The organism is Streptosporangium sp. H13245, from assembly GCF_055690525.1.
Genome location: NZ_JBSZKT010000004.1, coordinates 23,052 through 42,115 on the forward strand (window position 1 = coordinate 23,052; position 19,064 = coordinate 42,115).

Consider the following 19,064-nt stretch of genomic DNA (forward strand, 5'->3'; position numbering starts at 1 on the left):
CCTTACGCGGAGGAACCCATGGGTGTCGGGGTCAGCATCTTCTTTCTCACGCTCGGCGCCATCCTCCGCTTCGCCATCGATCCCGACGTCCTCGGTGAGGCCGTGCACATCGACGTGATCGGCCTGATCTTCATGATCGTCGGTGCCGTCGGGATCGTGCTGAGCATCGTGATGGCCCCCAAGCGCGGGCACACGTCCGAGGACCGCCTGATGCACCGCGAGAACAACCCGCCGGAGATCTAGCGCGGTGGTCGCGTACGTCCACCGGGTCGCGGCGGGGCGTACGGCCTGCGCCGCTCGACGACCCGCTCCGCCGCCGGTATCAGCCCGATTGTGGCCGGGCTGGCCGTCCTGTCCCGGACGCGCACACGCCCGCGCCACGCCGACGCGAATCTCCCCTCCCGCCTGTGACGGCCGCTCGGTGCCCCGGTCCTCCCGCTTCGCTCGCGTTCCCGGGGGTGCCGTTCTAGACCTCGAACTGCGCCGCCGAGCGCGAGGCCACGATCGGCTTGATGTGCTCGGCGATCACGGCCTGGTGCAGCGGGTGGTCGCGGTAGACGACGAAGTCGTCGGCGCTGTCGAAGTCCGCGACCAGGGCGAACTGCTGGTTGGCCGGGTTCAGGCCCGCGTCGGGGCCGAGGGTGTAGGCACGGATCTCCGTGATGGCCCCGGGCAGTTTGCCGAGCTCCGTGGCGACCCTGGCCCTCTGCTCCTCGGTGGCCTCTTCCGTCCAGGTGAACAGCACGACATGCCGGAACATGATCTTCCCTTTCCTCGGGTGCCCCAGGTGCCCTGAGCGCCCGGCCAGCGTACGGCCAGGCGTGCCGGGACCCGGCGGCGCCCCCGGCGACACCGGGGGCGCCGAATCCGCGCTCAGGCCGGGCGCGGTGCGGATCCCCGGCGCCTGGCGGACTTGATCCTTATCTGGCTGGAGCGTCTCGGCACGGCTTCGAGCACGATCTTGTGGGCCGCCTCGGGGATGAACCTGAGGTCATGGGTGATCAGGATGGTCGTGCGCCCGGCCATGAGCCTCTTGAGCGGTTCCATGATCCGTGCCGCGGTGGGCGCGTCGAGGCCCGTCATCGGCTCGTCGAGGACGAGCACGGGCGCGTCGCGCAGGATGGCCCTGGCGATGGCGATCCGCTGACGCTGCCCGCCCGACATCAACCGGCCGCGCTGCCCGATCGGCGTGTCGTACCCCAGGGGAAGCGTGGTGACGAAGTCGTGGACGTCCGCCATCACGGCGGCCCTGACGACGGCGTCCGGGTCCGCGCCGGGGCTCCCGTAGGCGATGTTCTCGCGTACGGTCCCGGAGAAGAGCAGGCTCTCCTGCTGCAGGATGGTGATGTTGTCACGCAGCGACTCGCGCGACAGGTCCCGGATGTCCATCCCGTCGAGAAGGACGCGTCCCCCGCTGGGGTCGTGGAAGCGCAGCAGGAGCTTCGCGAGCGTGGACTTGCCCACCCCGCTGGGCCCGGTGCACACGACCAGCTCCCCCGGCTCGATGGCGAAGGACAGGTCCCGCAGCGTGGGCCTTCTCCTGTTCGGGTAGGTGAAACCGACCCCCTGGAACTCGATGTGGCCTCGCCCGCGCCCCATGTGAACGGCGTCGGCGCGGTCGGTGACGGTCGGCCGGGTCGTCAGGATCTCGATGACGCGGTCGGAGCCCGCCGCCGCCTCGGAGACGGTGAGGGCGATCTGTCCCAGGCTCTGCACCGCCGGATAGAGGTAGGCGAGATAGGCGGCGAAGGCGAGGAGGCCGCCGATGGTGAGGCGTCCCGAGGAGATCTCCCACGCGCCGAACCCGAGAATGGCGATCAGGCAGACGGTCTCGATGACCTGCACGACGGGCCCGTACAGGGAGGAGAGCCACGCCTGCGCCACGTTGGCCCGCATCCAGGTGTTTCCCTCGGAGTGCAGCCGCTCGGCCTCGGCGCCCTGGCGGTTGTAGGACTGGACGAGCGACTGGTTGGACAGGCCCTCCTCGATGACGCTGTTCATGATCCCGTTGCTGAGCCGCTCGCGCGCCGACACGGTCCTGAACCTGCTCGCGAAGGCCTTGGAGACCAGCAGGAAGGCCGGGATCAGCAGGAACGTCAGCAGCGCCAGGTCCCACCTGATGTAGAAGGCGGCACCGGCGAAGAAGACGACGCTGACGAGCGTGGTGAAGAGCTTGACGAGGCCGGAGCCGATGAGCTCCTCGATGGCCTCGATGTCGTCGGTGAGCCTGGCCATCAGGTCACCCAGGCGGCGGTTGTCGAAGAAGTCGGGCGTGAGCGTCTGGATGTGCTCGAACACCCTGTCGCGCAACCGCAGCAGGAAGCGCTCACCGCCCAGGGCCGTGAGATAGGAGCCCACGAAGGAGACCAGTCCCGCGAGGGCCGCGAGGCCCAGCCAGGCGGCGGCGGGGAACCAGAAGGCCCCCAGGTTCTGCTTGCTGAGAACCTCGTCCGTGATGTGCCCGAACAGGCCGATCGCGGCGACCTCGCAGACGGCCGCGACGATGGCGAGCACGCCACCGGCCACGAGCAGGTGGCGGATGCCCCGGGTGTACGGCCAGAACTCCCGGAAGGTCCTGCGGATGGTGACCGTCGGCGCCACCGGAGGACGGCGTACGGCGGCTCTCGCCCCGTGGGGCGAGAGCGATTCTGAGAATGAGAGCCGACGGTTGACCCGCCGGCTCTCATTTGTTTCCGCTAGCACCGGATCCGGCCTACCACCACCACCCGTCGCCACCGCCACCGCCGCACCCACAACCGCACCCACAGCGGCGACGGCGACGACAGCAGCCCCAGCCGCCTCCCCACTCCAAGAACCGGCCAGTCGGGAAGAGCTGCCTGAAAGTCATGGCTTCCCCCTTCGTACTGAGCTTGTCGCGCTTACCAATCACGACAGTAGCACTCATACCCAGACAAATCGCCAAATTCAGCGCGCATTAAAGATGTTTTAACAAGCCATTCGTAAAAGCCATAAAACGTATTGGAGGTAAAGCCTGAACCAACTTCGAAGGGTCGCCCCACAGCCCCGCCTGAGCTGGGGATACGCATCCTAAAGCTTGATCCACAGGAGACAAAAAGAGGTTTCCCATTACCGCCCGGGTGACGGCCCACGCGGCGCCCCGGCGGGCGGGCGGGCCCTCGCCCGTTTCCAAACGAGATAATTGGCCTGCGAAACCAGGAAATGTCGGGCAAGTGCTCCGGGATATATCGGAAGACTCCTCCGACCCCACCTTCCCGACGGGTACGAAGGGGAAAGCCGTCCGCGCGGGCACGGGAAAGGACGCCCACGGGGTTCTTTTCCGGAGAGCTTCCGGCCGCGCCTCCCGGGAAAACCGGCCGTGTCCCCGGGAAAACCGGCCGCGTCTCCTGGGAGAACACACGGGAGGGACCGCCCCTCGCCGGGCCCCGGGGTTCGCACGCGCCCGCTCCCCCGGGACGGGAAAACCCTCCGCGGGCCCATCCGGCTCCGAACCGTCCGCGCGTCGAGTCCACGGATCCGTCCCGCTCCGGCTCTCTCCACGAGTCCGTCCCGCTCAAAACCCTCCACGGGCCCGCACCGCTCAAAACCCCCACGAGCCCGCCACGGGTCCGCCCCCTATCGTTCGGGAGGGCGGACCCGTGGACGGCGCGGGGTCAGCCCCAGGCGAGCATGCGGAGCGGGTCCTCCAGCATGGCGCCGATGTCGCGAAGGAACAGCGAGCCGAGCTGCCCGTCCACCACCCGGTGGTCGAACGAGAGGGCGAGCGTGCAGACCCTGCGCGGTACGACCTGCCCGTCCACCACCCACGGCATGTCCCTGACCTGCCCGAAGGCCAGGATCGCCGACTCGCCCGGGTTGAGGATCGGGGTGCCCGCGTCCACCCCGAAGACGCCCACGTTGGTGATCGTGATCGTGCCCCCCGCCATGTCGGCGGGCTGGGTACGGCCCGCCCTCGCGGTCTCGGCGAGGGCTCCGAGGGCACCGGCCAGATCGGGCAGCGACAGGCGGTGGGCGTCCTTGACGTTGGGGACGAGCAGGCCGCGCGGGGTGGCCGCGGCGATGCCCAGGTTGACGCGATGCTTGATCACGATCTCCTGGCGGGCCTCGTCCCAGGCAGAGTTGATCATCGGATAGCGGCGGGCGGCGACGAGCACGGCCTTGGCGACCATGAGCAGCGGGGAGACCTTGACCTCGGCGAAGTCGGGCAGCCCGCGAAGACGCTGGACCGCGTCCATGGTCGCCGTCACGTCGACCTGGAGGAACTCCGTCACGTGCGGCGCGGTGAACGCGGAGGCCACCATGGCCTGCGCGGTCGCCTTCCGCACCCCCTTGACCGGGATCCGCTCCTCGTCCTCGCCCTCCCAGGTCGCGGCCGGTACCCGCGGCCGTACGGGCGCCGCCTGGACGCCACGTTCGGAGCCCTCCAGGTTCTCCGAGAGCGCGGCCTGGACGTCGTCCCTGGTGATCGAGCCGTGCGGGCCGGTTCCCACCAGGGAGGCCAGGTCGACCCCCAGGTCCCTGGCGAGCTTGCGCACCGGGGGCTTCGCCAGGACCGCGCCCGCACCGGACCCGCTCGGACCGGGTCCGTTCACAGGCCCGTTCGCGCCGGACGGCACCGCCTCAACGGGCCGCGTCGCCCCGGAAGACGTACCAGAAGACGCACCGGACTCACCGGACGTACCGCCGGGGGTGGACGGTTTGCGGGGACGGCGCTTGGCCGTGCCCGGCTTGACGCCGTAGCCCACCAGCACCGGCTGCCGGACCTCGGCCGGTGGGGTCGGCACCATGTCGTCGGCCAGGGCCTCCGTCCGATCCGCCGCCGGATCCGGGGCGGGGGCGGGGGCCGGAGGAGTGCCCGTGCCATCGTCCACCGAGATGATCGGCCTGCCGACGTCCACGACCTCGCCCTCGTCCGCCATCAGCGCGGCCACCACGCCCTCGAACGGGCAGGGAAGCTCGACGACGGCCTTGGCGGTCTCGATCTCCACGATGATCTGGTTGATCTTGACCGGATCCCCGGTCTTCACGTGCCAGCGGACGATCTCCGCCTCGGTCAGGCCCTCTCCCACGTCGGGGAGCTTGAACTCCTTCATCTCCGGCCCCTCCTCAGAACGCGAACGCGCGGTCGACGGCGTGCAGGACCCGGTCCAGGTCGGGCAGGTAGTGGTCTTCAAGCCGCGAGGGCGGATAAGGGGTGGAGGGTCCTCCGACCCTCAGGACCGGGGCCTCCAGGTGGTAGAAGCACTCCTCGGTGACGCGGGCGGCGACCTCGGCGCCGAAGCCGTTGAAGACGGGCGCCTCGTGCACCACGACGCAACGCCCGGTCCGGCGTACCGACTCCGTGACCCTCCCGATGTCGAGCGGGTTGAGCGAGCGCAGGTCCACGACCTCCAGGGAACGGCCGTCCTCCTCGGCCGCCTTGGCGGCCTCCAGGCAGGTCTTCACCATCGGCCCGTACGCGAGCAGGGTGACGTCCGTCCCGGGCCGTACCACCTTGGCCTCGTCGAAGGGGGTCCAGGTGGAGGAGTCGACGTCCACCTCGGCCTTCTCCCAGTAGCGCCGCTTGGGCTCGAAGAAGACCACCGGGTCCTCGCAGCGGATCGCCTGCTGGATCATGGTGTAGGCGTCGGCCGGGTTGGAGCAGGCCACGACGCGCAGGCCCGCGGTATGGGTGAAGTACGCCTCGGGCGACTCACTGTGGTGCTCCACCGCGCCGATGCCCCCGCCACACGGGATCCGTACGACGACCGGCAGCTTCAGCTTGCCCAGCGAGCGCAGCGGCATCTTGGCGAGCTGCGTGATGATCTGGTCGGCGGCGGGGAAGACGAACCCGTCGAACTGGATCTCGCAGACCGGGCGGTAGCCGCGCAGCGCGAGGCCGATGGCCGTCCCGACGATGCCCGACTCGGCCAGGGGGGTGTCGATGACCCGCTGCTCGCCGAAGTCCTTCTGCAGGCCGTCCGTCACCCGGAACACCCCGCCGAGCTTGCCCACGTCCTCGCCCATGACGAGGACCTTGGGGTCGTCCTCCATGGCCTTGCGCATTCCCTCGTTGAGCGCCTTCGCCATCGTGAGAATGCTCATGCCTCGAACCCCTCCAGGTAGGTGGCGAACTCGGCACGCTCGGCGTCCATCAGGGGGTGCCGCTCGGCGTAGACGTTGTCGAAGATGGCGAGCGGCTCGGGGTCGGGCAGTTCGAGGCAGCGCTTGCGGACGTCCCGTCCCAGCTCGTCGGCCTCGGCCTCGACCGCGTCGAAGAAGTCCTGGTCGGCGATCTGGTTCTTGAACATGTAGGCCCTGACCCGCTCGATCGGGTCCTTGAGCTTCCACGCCTCCAGTTCGGCGGCCACCCGGTAGCGGGTCGGGTCGTCGGAGGTGGTGTGGGCACCCATCCGGTAGGTGAAGGCCTCGATCAGCATGGGCCCCTGCCCGGACCTGGCGTCGGCCAGCGCCTTGCGGGTGACGGCCAGGCAGGCGAAGACGTCGTTGCCGTCGACCCGGACACCGGGGAACCCGAACCCGCTGGCCCTGCGGTACAGGGGGATGCGCGTCTGCTTCTCCAGCGGCTCGGAGATGGCCCACTGGTTGTTCTGGCAGAAGAACACCACCGGCGCGTTGAACACCGACGCCCAGATGAACGACTCGTTCACGTCCCCCTGGGAGGTGGCACCGTCGCCGAAGTAGACGATGGTGGCGGCCTCGGCGCTGTCGCGCTGGACGCCCATGGCGTAGCCCACCGCGTGCAGGGTCTGGCTGCCGATCACGATGGTGTAGAGGTGGAAGTTGTGCTCGGCGGGGTCCCAGCCTCCGTGGTTGACGCCTCGGAACAGGCCGAGCAGGTTGACCGGGTCGACGCCCCGGCACCAGGCCACCCCGTGCTCGCGGTAGGTCGGGAACGCCATGTCGGCCTCGGTCAGCGCCCGGCCGGAACCGATCTGCGCGGCCTCCTGGCCGAGCAGCGAGGCCCAGAGACCCAGCTCGCCCTGGCGTTGCAGGGCCACGGCCTCCAGGTCGACGCGACGGACCATGATCAGGTCCCGGTAGAGCCCGCAGATCTCCTCGGGTGTCAGGTCTATGTCGTAGTCGGGGTGCTCGACCCGTTCTCCCTCGGGGGTCAGCAGCTGTATGAGCTCCGGAGGTGCTTCCGCACCACGAGAGGCGTCGGCTGTCACGTGCCGCTCCTGTGTGCTCGGGGCCGTCTGGATGGGTTCTCCACCGCCGTCCGGCCGATTCGCGACGCGTTCGACCCGTCTGGTGGTGGTTCGTCCGCGCTTGTGGCCATCGTGGCAGAGGTCACATACATGTGCGCAAGACCTGCCTCGGCGTCCATATGCTCCCCGTTCCCCGCGCGTTCGCTTTCACCCGCCCGTTTCGTCCGCGTGGCGCGGAGCGGCCCCCGGCCTTTCCCGCGTACGGGAAGGGTTCGGCCCCCGCGCCGGAGTGCGGCCGGAGGCCGTTACTCTTGAGGCGCCGGACCGTCCCCGTCTCAACCAGGAGGAACACCGTGGCGCGCGTCATCGTCGACGTCATGCTGAAGCCCGAGATTCTCGACGCGCAGGGGCAGGCGATCGCCCGCGCACTGCCGCGCCTCGGCTTCTCCGGTGTCTCAGCGGTACGGCAGGGCAAGCGGTTCGAGGTGGAGCTCGAAGGGCCCGCCGACGAGGCGGCACTTGCGGACGTCCGAAAAATGGCCGAGACCCTGCTCGCCAACACGGTGATCGAGGACTACACCGTCACCGTCGAGCCCTAGGCCGTCACTCCACGCCGATCAACCGCCCAGATCCGGCTATATCCACCTTTGTGGATGGAGCAATCCCACGGCTTGACCACCAGTCAATAACATTACGGTTATTTTGCGGTTAGCCCGGATTCTGCAGGGAAGCCTTCACGAGGTGACGTCTGACCCCGGGAGGAAACCGGTGGACATGGAGTTCTCGCTGGCTCTGCCACGACAGGCCGTCGGCATTCCGATGGTCCGCAGGGCGCTCGGTGACTCCCTGCGCTCGCTCGGTGTCACGGAAGACTGCGTCGCCGACATCCTGCTGGCGGTGACCGAGGCGTGCGCCAACGCCGTACGGCACGGGGGTCCGGCCAACCGCTACGAGGTCGAGACCGCCATCGGGCACGACCGCTGCGACGTCCGCATCATCGACCGGGGCCAGGGCCTCGTCCGGGTGCCGGAGCACTACCCGCCGACCGACGTCGAGAACGGCAGGGGCCTGCTGATCATGCAGGCCGTGGTGGACGAGATCTCCTTCGACATCACGCCCGGCCGGGGCACCGTCGTGCACCTGCGCAAGCATCTCGCCTGGGACGCCGACGCCGTCTACTCCCGCGACCGGGTGCTCGCCGCCGTATAAAGCCCTCCGAGCACAGCCGTACGCCTCACAGAGGCCGTACCCGGACCCCGCCCGTCACCCGCTGAGCTGTGCGATCGGACACTCGGCGCCTGACCGCTCGCCGGGAGCGGATAGCCTGGGAGCACCGCCGCAGACCGACGTCCGAGTGTGTGAGACGTCGGCGCGGCGCTCGTGTGTGGAGGGGAACGCTGTCATGAGTGCTGCCCGCGTGGGCGTGGTCACTTTTCCCGGAACTCTTGACGATCAGGACGCGGCCCGCGCCGTGCGCCACGCGGGTGGCGAAGCCGTCCCGCTGTGGCACGCGGACCCCGATCTCAAGGGGGTGGACGCGGTCTTCCTGCCGGGCGGGTTCTCCTACGGAGACTACCTGCGCTGCGGGGCCATCTCCAGGTTCGCGCCGCTGATGGAGGAGCTGATCCCCGCCGCCAGGGCCGGACTGCCGGTGCTCGGCACCTGCAACGGCTTCCAGATCCTCTGCGAGGCCCACCTGCTGCCCGGGGCGCTGATGCGCAACGCCGGGCTGCACTACATCTGCCGCGACCAGGGCATCCGGGTCGAGAACACCGCCACCCCCTGGACCTCCGACTTCACCGAGGGCCAGGAGATCGTGCTGCCGATCAAGCACGGCGAGGGCCGCTACGTCGCCGACGAGGCGACCCTGGGCGCGCTGGAGGCGGGCGGCCAGGTCGTCTTCCGGTACGCGGGCGGCAACCCCAACGGCTCCCTGAACGACATCGCGGGCATCCGCAACGAGGCCGGAAACATCGTCGGCCTCATGCCGCACCCCGAGCACGCCGTCGAGGACCTCACCGGCGCCCCGAGCACGGACGGGCGCGCGTTCTTCTCCTCGATCCTGAAGAAGCTGGTGAACGCATGAGTCTCGACACCGTCAAGCGGGCCGAGGACACCCCCGACGAGCGCCAGCCGTACGCCGAGCTGGGCATGAAGATCGACGAGTACGAGCGGGTCCGCGAGATCCTCGGCCGTCGGCCCACCGGCTCCGAGCTGGCCATCTACAGCGTCATGTGGAGCGAGCACTGCTCCTACAAGTCGTCCAAGGTGCACCTGCGGCAGTTCGGCACCAAGGCCCCCGAGTCGGCGGCGCTGCTCGTCGGCATGGGGGAGAACGCCGGGGTCGTGGACATCGGCGACGGCTGGGCCGCCACCTTCAAGATCGAGTCGCACAACCACCCGTCCTACGTCGAGCCCCACCAGGGCGCGGCGACCGGCGTCGGCGGCATCGTCCGCGACATCATGTCGATGGGCGCCCGGCCGATCGCGGTGATGGACGCGCTCCGCTTCGGCGCGGCCGACGCCCACGACACCCGGCGGGTGCTGCCCGGCGTGGTCGAGGGCATCAGCCACTACGGCAACTGCCTGGGCCTGCCCAACATCGGCGGCGAGGTCGTCTTCGACCCCTGCTACATCGGCAACCCGCTCGTCAACGCCCTGTGCGTGGGCCTGCTGCGCAAGGACCAGATCAAGCTCGCGGTGGCTCCCGGACCGGGCAACAAGGTCGTCCTGTTCGGCGCGCTGACCGGCCCCGACGGCATCGGCGGCGCGTCCGTGCTGGCCTCGGCCACCTTCGAGGACGAGTCGCAGGCCAAGCGCCCCAGCGTCCAGGTCGGCGACCCCTTCATGGAGAAGCTGCTGATCGAGTGCTGCCTGGAGCTGTACCAGGCGGACGTGGTCGTCGGCATCCAGGACCTCGGCGCCGCCGGGGTCTCCTGCGCGACCACCGAGCTGGCGGCCAAGGGCACCGGCGGCATGGACGTCAGGCTCGACCTCGTCCCGCTGCGCGATCCGTCGCTGCGGCCCGAGGAGATCCTGATGAGCGAGTCGCAGGAGCGCATGATGGCGGTCGTCACCCCCGACGACATCGACGCCTTCATGGCGATCTGCGCGAAGTGGGACATCCCCGCGACCGTGATCGGCGAGGTCACCGACGGAGGCCGCCTCGTGATGACCTGGCACGGCGAGACCATCGTCGACATCCCGCCGGGCACCGCGGCCGACGAGGGTCCGGTCTACGAGCGGCCGTTCCACGAGCCCGCGGGCCAGGTCGCGCTGAACGCCGACGACCCCGGCCGCCTCGACCGCCCCGCCGACCTGCGCGCGGCCCTGCTGGAGCTCCTCGGCTCGCCGAACCTCGCTTCCAAGGAGTGGGTCACCTCCCAGTACGACCGGTACGTCCGGGGCAACACCGTGCTGGCCCAGCCCGCCGACGCGGGCGTGCTGCGTATCAGCGAGGCCATGCCCGGTGCCGAGGAGACGACCAGGGGCATCGCGCTGGCCACCGACGGCAACGGCCGCTACGCCCGCCTCGACCCGTACGCGGGGGCCCAGCTCGCCCTCGCCGAGGCGTACCGGAACGTGGCCGTGACCGGCGCGACGCCGCTGGCGGTGACCAACTGCCTCAACTTCGGCTCCCCCGAGGACCCCGAGGTCATGTGGCAGTTCGCCGAGGCCGTGCGCGGTCTCGCCGACGCCTGCAAGATCCTCGGTGTGCCGGTGACCGGCGGCAACGTCTCGTTCTACAACCAGACGGGGTCCGTCCCGATCCACCCGACGCCGGTCGTCGGCGTGCTGGGCGTCATCGACGACGTGGCCACGCGCGTACGGACCGGTTTCACCGGCGACGGCGACAGGATCGTCCTGCTCGGCGACACCGAGGAGGAGTTCGGCGGCTCGGAGTGGGCGCACGTGGCCCACGGCCACCTCGGCGGCCTGCCGCCCGTGGCGCGGCTGGAGTCGGAGCGCGACCTCGCCCTCGTCCTGGCCGAGGCCGCCTCGCGGGGACTGCTGACCGGTTCCCACGACCTGTCGGACGGCGGGCTGGCCATCGCCCTCGCCGAGGCCTGCATCGCCCAGGGCGTCGGCTGCGAGGTCTCCCTCACGGGTGACGACGCGTTCGTCGGCCTGTTCAGCGAGTCGTCGGCCCGCGCGCTGGTGACCGTCGCGCCGGAGTCGTTCGACGCCTTCGCGGAGCTGTGCGTGGCCCGCGAGGTGCCCTGCTACGGCCTGGGCACCACCGGCGGCGACTCCCTGAGGGTGGCGGGCGTCCTGGACATCCCGATCACCCAGCTCAGGGAGACCCACACGTCCACCCTGCCGGGCATCTTCGGCTGACCGTCCTCCGTACGAGGCGCTCAGCACGTCCTCCGTACGGAGGTACGGGGCACTCATGGGCCGGGCCCCTCGCCGTCACGTGACGGTGAGGGGCCCGGCCGATCTATGTGGATCACACGGTTGGCGCCGGAGGGCGGCGCGGTGAGGACCGTGGGTCCCCGCCGCGCCGCCCGTCCGTCGCGTTCCCGCGAACGGGTCGGAGGGGTCTCCGCGGACGGGCCCGGCGGATCGGACGACCGGGCCCGCGCCGGAGGGTTACTTCTTCACGCAGACCACGTAGACGTTGCCCCTGGCGGAGGCGCCGCCGGACTGCTGCTGGGCGCCCTGGCCGTTGCTCTCGGAGCTCCTGGCGCCGTCCAGGTTCGCGTATTCCCTGTCCAGGCTCACCGTCCAGCTGGATGCCGAGGACGGGTAGGTCCCGGTGACCACGAAGGACTTGACGGAGCTGAGGGCGTAGCCGCCGCCGGTCGCGACGTCGCCGCTGTTGCAGCTGACCGAGGCGCTGCCGTCGTTGCTGAGGTTGAAGCCCTGGTTCTTGATGTAGGTGCTCAGCGCGCCACCGGGGGCGCCGTCCTTACCGTCCTTGCCATCCTTGCCGTCGCGGCCGTTCCTGCCGTCGTCGCCGTCGCGGCCGTTCCTGCCGTCCTTGCCGTCGTCGCCCTTCGGGCCCGCGGGACCCTGGGCGCCCGGCTTGCCGTCGTCGCCCTTGGGACCGGCGGGACCCTGGACACCGGGCTTGCCGTCGTCACCCTTGGGACCCGTGGCACCCTGGGCGCCCGGCTTGCCGTCCTCGCCCTGCTGCCCCTGCGGGCCGGTGGCGCCCTTCTCCCCGTCGGCGCCCTTGACACCCTGCGGGCCGACGTCGCCCTTGACGCCCTGCGGTCCGGTGGCACCCCTGAGACCGCGCGGGCCCTGCGGGCCCTGAGGCCCCTGCGGCCCGGCGTCGCCCTTCAGGCCCTGCGCGCCTCGCGGGCCCTCGGGACCGGCGCTGGCGATGCCCTGCTGGCCCTGGGTCGTCTGGCCCCACCTGATCCGGACCTCGGTCGGCTTGCACTTGGCCGTCGCGTTGACGATCCGGGTGTAGCGCGTCTGCTTGTGGACGCACGCGTGGATCTCCGCCCCCGCCGACGAGGCGACGGCGCTGCCGCCCGCGGTGAACAGCGTTCCGACGAGCACGCCAACGGTCACGGCGGCGAGCGCGCGTCCGCCCGGCAACTTGGTAGCCACTGGGCTTCCTTTCTGCGACACCAGAGCCTGGTGTGGTGGGAGGGATACACGTAGTACACGTTTCAAACGTTCCAGCGGTTGGCATTTCGAACATCACGCTTCGGCGTCGGAACCCGGCGATTAACTCGCCCGCCGACACCGGTCGCGTACGGGATAATCGGACCGTTCGGGGGAACCCGCCCGCTGGGCGTGGACGAACAAGACAGGGAACCAACAGGGTTCTCCAGACGCGGAGGCCACCGTGCCGACCATCAACCCGACAGACACGGTCACGGAAGACCGTGCCCGGCGGGAACCGTACCTGCCACCGGCGACCCAGCCGATCCGCACCGTGGTGTGGGTGTTACATCTGGCGCTGCCGATGCTCGGGCTCTGGCTGTTGCTGGCCGAACCCGATCTGAACATCGTCTTACAAGACAATCCCAGCCATTTCTGGTTGATCATCACCATCGCCGGGATCAACCTGGTCCTCGGCCTCATGGTCGGCGAGGCGTCGGCCCGGCGGGCGGACGCCCGGCTGCTGCTGGTCTCGCTGGTCTTCCTGAGCGGCGCGGGATCGTTCCTGGTGCACGGGCTGACCACGCCAACGATCATCCTGGACAAAACGAGTTACGGCTTCGATCTCTCCCACCCGGTCGGTCTCCTCGTGGCCTCGGTGTTCGCGTTCACATCGGCACTGCCCCTGGGCGAGCGGGCGGCCGAGACCGTACTGAGGAACCAGCTGTGGCTGCGCGGCGGTCTCGCCGCCCTGATCACCCTGTGGGGGGTGGCCTGCCTGGTGCCGGGCCTCACCCCGCTCAGCGGCTCACCCCCCGAGGGGATCGGCCTGGGCGGCGTGGAGTGGATCGGGGTGGCCCTGTTCGCGGCGGCGTCGGCGATGATCTTCCAGTTGCACCGCAGGCGTCCGGCGGTCGTGCTGATCAGCCTGGTCACCGCGTACGCGCTGCTCGCCGAGGCGCTGGTCGCGGGGCTGTCCCACCGCAACTGGCACCTGTCGTGGTGGATGTGGCACGCGCTGCTGACCACCGCGTTCGTCTTCGTCGCCTACAGCGCCTACCTGCAGTTCCGGCGGGAGGGCACCAGCTCGGGGCTGTTCGACTCGGTGGCGCTGTCGGCGACGGTCCGCAGGATCAGGGCCGACTACGAGGCCGCCCTGGAGGAGCTCGTCGGCCACCTTCGCAACAGGGAGGAGAGCAAGGTCCCGATCGCGAACAGGCTGGCGGGCAAGTTCGGGCTCACCGAGTCGCAGGTGGCGGTGCTCGACCGGGCGGGCGAGGCGCTGGCCAACGAGCGGGAGCTGAGCGACCGGCTCGCGGCGCTGGTCGACATCGGCAGGCAGGCCCGCGTGGGCCTGCCGGAGAAGGAGATGCTGGCCCAGGGCCTCGACCGCGTGCGGCAGGCGTACGGGGACGTACGGATCAAGCTGGTCGACAACGGCCGGGTCACCGTGAGCTCCAAGGAGTACGGCCAGCGGGACTTCCCCGAGGACCGGCCGATCCGGCTGGAGGGGAAGGTCCTCCACCCGCTGACGGTGAAGGGCAGGCTCGCCGGGGCGCTGGAGGTGCCGATCGGCAGGACCCCGCAGGACGAGGCGCTCGCCGCCACGCTGGCCGGTCAGCTGTCCATCTCCCTGGAGAACGCCCGGCTCTACAGCGAGCTGGAGACCCTCTTCCGGCAGTACATGTCGCCGGACGTCGCCCAGTCGCTGCTCGCCGACCCGCAGACCGCCGCGCTCGGCGGCGAGCTGGTGGAGCTGACCGCGCTCTTCGCCGACCTGAAGGGCTTCACGAGCTTCTCCGAGCGGGTGGCGCCCGGCGAGATCGTCGAGATGCTGAACCGCTACCACACCGCGGCCGTGCCCATCGTGCTCGGCAACGGCGGCACGATCGTGCAGTTCGTGGGCGACGCGCTGCTCGCGCTGTTCAACGCCCCCGCCCGGCAGGAGGACCACGCCCTCGCCGCGGTGCGGGCGGGCCTGGCGATGCAGGAGGCGGCCGAGGAGATCGCGGCGGGAATGCCCGGATATCCTCGCTTCAGAATTGGCGTCAACACCGGTGAGGCGCTCGTCGGAAACATCGGCAGCCCCGAGTTGCGCGGGTTCAACGCGATGGGCGACTGCGTCAACGTGGCCGCCCGCCTCGAGGGGATCGCCGAGCCCGGCAGCGTCGTGATCGGCCAGAGCACCCTCGACCTCATCGGCCCCCAGGCCAAGACCCGGTCCCTGGGCCCGCTCAACCTCAAGGGTAGGGAACAACCCGTCCATGCCTACGTACTGTCTGGACTCTCGTAAAAGTACCTTTCGCCGCGAGTGCCGTACGAACACAATCGAGATCGCCAGGAGGTGGCCATGACTTCTTCCCCCGAACCGGGCGAATTCATCACATTGCTCACAGAGGACGAGGTAAAGGCCCTGTACGCCATCGGGCGACCCCGGCGCTGGGACAGGGGCGCCACGATGTTCACCGAAGGCGACGTGAGCGACTGGGTGCTCATCCTGACCTCCGGCCGCGTCAAGGTGTCCTCGCACACCGCGGTCGGCAGTGAGGTGGTCCTCGCGGTGCGAGGGCCGGGGGCGCTGCTCGGCGAGTTCGCGGCGATCGACGGGCTGCCCAGGTCCGCCACGGTCACCGCCCTCGAACCCGTGGAAGGGATCACGGTCCGCGACTTCTCCTCGTATCTACAAGCCAATGGGAGAGTCGCCGTACTGCTGATGCAGATGGTGACCGGCAAGATGCGCGACTCCGACCGCAAGCGCATCGAGTACGGCGCGTTCGACACCACGGGCCGCGTGGCCACCCGGCTGGTCGAGCTGGCCGAACGGTACGGCGAGCCGGACAACGGCGGGGTGCGGGTGGCGCTGCCCCTCTCCCAGGACGAGCTGGCCGGATGGACCGGGGCCTCCCGCGAGGCGGTGAGCAAGGCGCTGCGCTCCCTGCGCGATCGCGGGCTGATCGAGACGGGACGGCGCCGCGTGATCATCCACGACATGGAGGGCCTGCGCAAACGGGCCCGCTGAGAGATGCGCCGCGCGACCGGCGCCGTACGACCAGCGCGCACGACCGGCGGAGGGGCGTGCCTGCCCATGACAGGGGAGGCACACCCTCGGCACGCGTGAGGCACGCGGAAGCGGGACGCGGAACCGGATACCGGACGAACCCGTACGTGAAACGTGTAAGTGACGCGCTTGGGGTGGAATCGGATCACGGCCGACGTACGACGCACGTCAGACTGGGAGTCATGGTCGCAATCCCCCAAGACCTGCCCGGATCCCCCGAATACCTATCCAAACTTCGCTACGCGTGGCGGGTCTGCTCGGTCACCAGCCTCGGCCTGGTCCTGATCGGCATCTCCGGCAGCACCCTGAACGTGGCGCTCCCCACCGTGGTCAGGCACTTCCACGCCGACGCGTTCTCGGCGGGCTGGGTCCTGCTCGCCTTCCTGCTCGTCAACACCGCGACGCTGGTGTTCTTCGGCCGGGTGGCCGACCTGCTCGGGCGCCGGGAGATCTATCTCGCGGGGTTCGTCCTGTTCACCACGGGATCGCTGCTCGCCGGGCTCTCGCCGGGAATCTGGTTCCTGATCGCGATGCGCGCGGTGCAGGCGGTCGGTGCCGCGATGATCCTCGCCAACGGCACCGTGATCATCACCGACGCCTTCCCTCCCGACCGGCTCAGCCAGGGCATGGGCGTCTACATCGGCACCCTCTCGGTCGCCCAGCTCGCCGGTCCCACCCTGGGCGGCCTCATCGCCGAGACCGCAGGCTGGCAGTGGGTCTTCTGGATGAACGTGCCCGCGGGGGTGATCGCCCTCGTCTGGGGCGCGTTCACGCTGCGCCGCGTCTCACGGGGGGCGCGCCAGCCGGTGGACGCGCTCGGCAACCTGATCGTGTTCGCCGCCCTCTCCGCGGCCCTGATCGCGCTGTCCGAGGCCGGATCGCGCGGCCTGTCGAGCCCGGTGGTGCTCGTCGGCGCGGCGATCGCGGCGGTACTGGTGCCGGTGCTGGTCGTGGTGGAGCGCCGGGCGTCGCATCCCGTACTCGACGTGCGGCTGTTCGGCGAGCGCGTGCTGGCCTTCGCCAACCTCGCCTCCTTCTGCAACGCGCTGGCGCGCTCCGCGCTGATCCTGCTGGTCGCCCTCTACTTCCAGGCCGCCAGGGGCGTCGACGCCGTCACCGCGGCCCTGGGCGTGCTCCCCGTCCCGATCGGCATGGCCCTCGCCTCCCCGATCACCGGCGCCCTCGGCCGCCGCATCAGGCCGTACGCGCTGTCGGTGGGCGGCGCCCTGATGAGCGCGACCGGGCTGGGCGTCCTGCTCCTGCACACCGCCCCCGCCACGCCGTACTGGGTCATCGGGGCGGGCCTGTTCCTGTGCGGCTGCGGCAGCGGCACCTTCCTGACCGGCAACACGACCCAGGTCATGTCCACCCTGCCCCCCGGGAGCCTGGGCGTGGTGAACGGCTTCCGGCTCATGATCATGAACGTCGGGATCGTGCTGAGCGTCGCCCTCACGCTCAGCGTCCTGACCGGCTCGGTCAGCGCCGAGCTGCGCGGGCAGGTGTACGCGGGCACGCTGTCGCGCGTCTCCCCCGTCGCCGTCGAGCATCTGATGACCGGCTTCCAGCGGACCTACGCCGTCCTGTTCGCCGTCGCGCTCACGGGCGCCCTGACGGCCGCCCTCGCCCGCCCCGGCCGCGCGGGGTCAGTGGTTCCCTGAGCGGGCGGAGAGCGTCTCGATGCCGGAGATGAGGACGTCGACGCCGAAGGTGTCGTAGAGATCGGGAGCGCCGCCCTCGGAGAGGGGGACGGCCATCTCCACGATGTGCGGGTAGACGTCCGGCGGGAACGACTGGAGCCTGAGCCGCTTGAGGCGCGTCCGCTCGGTCGCGTCCTGCTCGGAGAGCCCGGGGTATCGCCTCCCTGGGCCCGCCGCCAGCGCGATCGCGCCGCTGAGGAGGTACTGGGAGATCATGCAGCTCTCCTCGGGAGAGAACCCGCCGCGCTTGGCGAGGCCGAGGGCCGTGTCCCAGACCTGGAGGAAGGCCGGGACCTCCAGGTGGTCCACCGCGTCCAGCACGTCCGCCGCGCACGGGTGGCGCCGGAGCACCCTGACCAGGCCCGCGACGAGTTCGCGGAGCCCCTCCTGCCACGGGCCCGTGTAGCCCTTCTCGATCACGAAGCCCTCGACCAGGTGGCCCGCCATGCCGCCGGTCAGCTGCTCCTTGTTCTTGAAGTGCCAGTAGAGCGCCATCGGGGTGACGCCCAGCTCCTGGGCGAGCCTCCGGATGGTCACCGCCTGCAGCCCCTCGGCGTCACCGATCTCCAGCGCCTGCTCGACGACCGCCTCGCGGGTCAGTTTCCCCATCACGCTTGACAACTATACGCCGTACGGGTTCCACTGTGCACCGTACATGTACGACGTATAAGTACAACGTAGAGGACAGGGAATGACGGACACCCGCAGATGGTGGGCACTGGGAGCGATCTCGCTGGCCACCTTCATGACTTACCTTGACAGATAAGTATCCAAACCACATGTAACGCATTGGATTGCCAGGTAATCGTTATGTCGCCGCCAAACGTCATACAAAGAAGAAGCCGCCCCGCTCTCGCAGGGAGCCAGCGGGGCGGCTTTTATACGTTAGAGATAGAAAAAATCCCCTTTGGGGGAGAAATAAACTCATTTCTCCTTGTCAGGAGCGAGTCGGCCTCGCATTATCTTCAGATGTGGGTGACCGCATCTGGCCTCTCCATGCGGGGGAAGGATCCCAGGCGCACCCGCCAGGGGCGGGTCCACAGCAGGGATGTGGGACCGAACCGGGGCGGCCCTCCCGGCGCTCGACTCGCCGGGAGGGCCTGTCTTCAGCCCTGCCCGGGAAACTTCAAAAAGACCCGGTCAGCGGGCACGATCTCCACAGTGGGGCCCTCGGGCCCCTTCCGCTCGATCACAAGCACTGGCACCCCTTCCGGGATCTCCAGCTCGGCCCGCTCCTCAGGCGTCGGCATGCGCGCGCTTACATCGGCTGGCCCTGTGATGTCCATGGGCACCCGCTCCTCGTCGCGGACGTAGGACCCTCGGCGGCGCGTGGTGGAGATCAGGCCTTCGGCCCGAAGCTCCCGCATCGCCGCGCGGACCGTGATTCGGGCAAGGTCGAACTCCTGCATGAGGTCCGTCTCGGACGGAAGTTTCGCCCCCGGCCCGAGCTCCTTGATCCGTTCACGCAGGATGTCCGCCAGCTGGCGGAAAGCTGGCGTGTAGGAGCCATGATCAATCACGCTCTTGAGGGTATAGGCGCAGGTCAGCACCTACGTACGTAACAATAAGCGCTCGTACGCTTGTCAGTACAAGAGTCACGGAGGGCACGAACACGAG

At 69.7% G+C, this 19,064-nt stretch carries 16 protein-coding genes; 8 read left to right on the forward strand and 8 right to left on the reverse strand.

What is annotated here, in order from left to right:
* Positions 1 to 18 precede the first annotated feature (18 nt).
* A complete protein-coding gene (locus tag ACW9TB_RS09705) occupies positions 19 to 243 on the forward strand; it encodes a DUF6458 family protein (RefSeq protein ID WP_472747620.1) in 225 nt (74 codons plus the stop codon).
* A 223-nt stretch (positions 244 to 466) separates the two neighbouring features.
* On the opposite strand, the gene ACW9TB_RS09710 is transcribed toward ACW9TB_RS09705, so the two are convergent.
* The 5 genes from ACW9TB_RS09710 to pdhA all read right to left on the reverse strand — a co-directional run bounded on the left by ACW9TB_RS09710 (position 467) and on the right by pdhA (position 7,151).
* Positions 467 to 760 (reverse strand): Dabb family protein, encoded by a 294-nt coding sequence (locus ACW9TB_RS09710; protein ID WP_472747621.1) that lies wholly within the window; start codon positions 758 to 760, stop codon positions 467 to 469.
* 113 nt (positions 761 to 873) lie between these two features.
* Positions 874 to 2,601, reverse strand: a complete 1,728-nt coding sequence (locus tag ACW9TB_RS09715) for an ABC transporter ATP-binding protein (RefSeq protein WP_472747622.1) — start codon at positions 2,599 to 2,601, stop codon at positions 874 to 876.
* Positions 2,602 to 3,632: 1,031 nt separating this feature from the next.
* Complete coding sequence (locus ACW9TB_RS09720) at positions 3,633 to 5,072, reverse strand: dihydrolipoamide acetyltransferase family protein (protein ID WP_472747623.1); 1,440 nt, start codon at positions 5,070 to 5,072, stop codon at positions 3,633 to 3,635.
* A 13-nt stretch (positions 5,073 to 5,085) separates the two neighbouring features.
* Positions 5,086 to 6,063 (reverse strand): alpha-ketoacid dehydrogenase subunit beta, encoded by a 978-nt coding sequence (locus ACW9TB_RS09725; protein ID WP_472747624.1) that lies wholly within the window; start codon positions 6,061 to 6,063, stop codon positions 5,086 to 5,088.
* Complete coding sequence (gene pdhA / locus ACW9TB_RS09730) at positions 6,060 to 7,151, reverse strand: pyruvate dehydrogenase (acetyl-transferring) E1 component subunit alpha (RefSeq protein ID WP_472747625.1); 1,092 nt, start codon at positions 7,149 to 7,151, stop codon at positions 6,060 to 6,062. The genes ACW9TB_RS09725 and pdhA overlap by 4 nt, the downstream gene beginning before the upstream one ends.
* 332 nt (positions 7,152 to 7,483) lie before the next feature.
* Between pdhA and purS the strand changes: the two genes are divergently transcribed.
* From purS to purL, 4 genes are all read left to right on the forward strand, one after another.
* On the forward strand, positions 7,484 to 7,729 hold the full coding sequence (purS, locus tag ACW9TB_RS09735) for a phosphoribosylformylglycinamidine synthase subunit PurS (protein ID WP_472747626.1): 246 nt from the start codon (positions 7,484 to 7,486) through the stop codon (positions 7,727 to 7,729).
* A 175-nt stretch (positions 7,730 to 7,904) separates the two neighbouring features.
* Positions 7,905 to 8,339 (forward strand): ATP-binding protein, encoded by a 435-nt coding sequence (locus tag ACW9TB_RS09740; RefSeq protein WP_472747627.1) that lies wholly within the window; start codon positions 7,905 to 7,907, stop codon positions 8,337 to 8,339.
* A gap of 193 nt (positions 8,340 to 8,532) precedes the next feature.
* The gene (gene purQ, locus ACW9TB_RS09745; RefSeq protein WP_472747628.1) at positions 8,533 to 9,216 is read left to right on the forward strand and encodes a phosphoribosylformylglycinamidine synthase subunit PurQ; all 684 of its coding nucleotides are present in this window, start codon (positions 8,533 to 8,535) and stop codon (positions 9,214 to 9,216) included.
* Positions 9,213 to 11,468, forward strand: coding sequence for a phosphoribosylformylglycinamidine synthase subunit PurL (purL, locus tag ACW9TB_RS09750; RefSeq protein ID WP_472747629.1), 2,256 nt, complete (start codon positions 9,213 to 9,215; stop codon positions 11,466 to 11,468). Before purQ ends, purL begins: the two co-directional genes overlap by 4 nt.
* A gap of 255 nt (positions 11,469 to 11,723) precedes the next feature.
* Here purL and ACW9TB_RS09755 read toward each other — a convergent pair whose 3' ends face one another.
* Complete coding sequence (locus tag ACW9TB_RS09755; RefSeq protein WP_472747630.1) at positions 11,724 to 12,695, reverse strand: hypothetical protein; 972 nt, start codon at positions 12,693 to 12,695, stop codon at positions 11,724 to 11,726.
* Between the two features lie 241 nt (positions 12,696 to 12,936).
* Between ACW9TB_RS09755 and ACW9TB_RS09760 the strand changes: the two genes are divergently transcribed.
* From ACW9TB_RS09760 to ACW9TB_RS09770, 3 genes are all read left to right on the forward strand, one after another.
* Positions 12,937 to 14,985, forward strand: coding sequence for an adenylate/guanylate cyclase domain-containing protein (locus tag ACW9TB_RS09760; RefSeq protein WP_472747631.1), 2,049 nt, complete (start codon positions 12,937 to 12,939; stop codon positions 14,983 to 14,985).
* Between the two features lie 57 nt (positions 14,986 to 15,042).
* Positions 15,043 to 15,711, forward strand: coding sequence for a Crp/Fnr family transcriptional regulator (locus tag ACW9TB_RS09765; RefSeq protein ID WP_472747632.1), 669 nt, complete (start codon positions 15,043 to 15,045; stop codon positions 15,709 to 15,711).
* Between the two features lie 221 nt (positions 15,712 to 15,932).
* Positions 15,933 to 17,408, forward strand: a complete 1,476-nt coding sequence (locus ACW9TB_RS09770) for an MFS transporter (RefSeq protein WP_472747633.1) — start codon at positions 15,933 to 15,935, stop codon at positions 17,406 to 17,408.
* On the opposite strand, the gene ACW9TB_RS09775 is transcribed toward ACW9TB_RS09770, so the two are convergent.
* Together ACW9TB_RS09775 and ACW9TB_RS09780 are read right to left on the reverse strand one after the other, a co-directional pair.
* On the reverse strand, positions 17,394 to 18,056 hold the full coding sequence (locus tag ACW9TB_RS09775) for a TetR family transcriptional regulator (protein ID WP_472747968.1): 663 nt from the start codon (positions 18,054 to 18,056) through the stop codon (positions 17,394 to 17,396). The genes ACW9TB_RS09770 and ACW9TB_RS09775 overlap by 15 nt on opposite strands.
* Before the next feature lie 497 nt (positions 18,057 to 18,553).
* The gene (locus ACW9TB_RS09780) at positions 18,554 to 18,997 is read right to left on the reverse strand and encodes a GntR family transcriptional regulator (RefSeq protein ID WP_472747634.1); all 444 of its coding nucleotides are present in this window, start codon (positions 18,995 to 18,997) and stop codon (positions 18,554 to 18,556) included.
* Between the last annotated feature and the right edge of the window lie 67 nt (positions 18,998 to 19,064).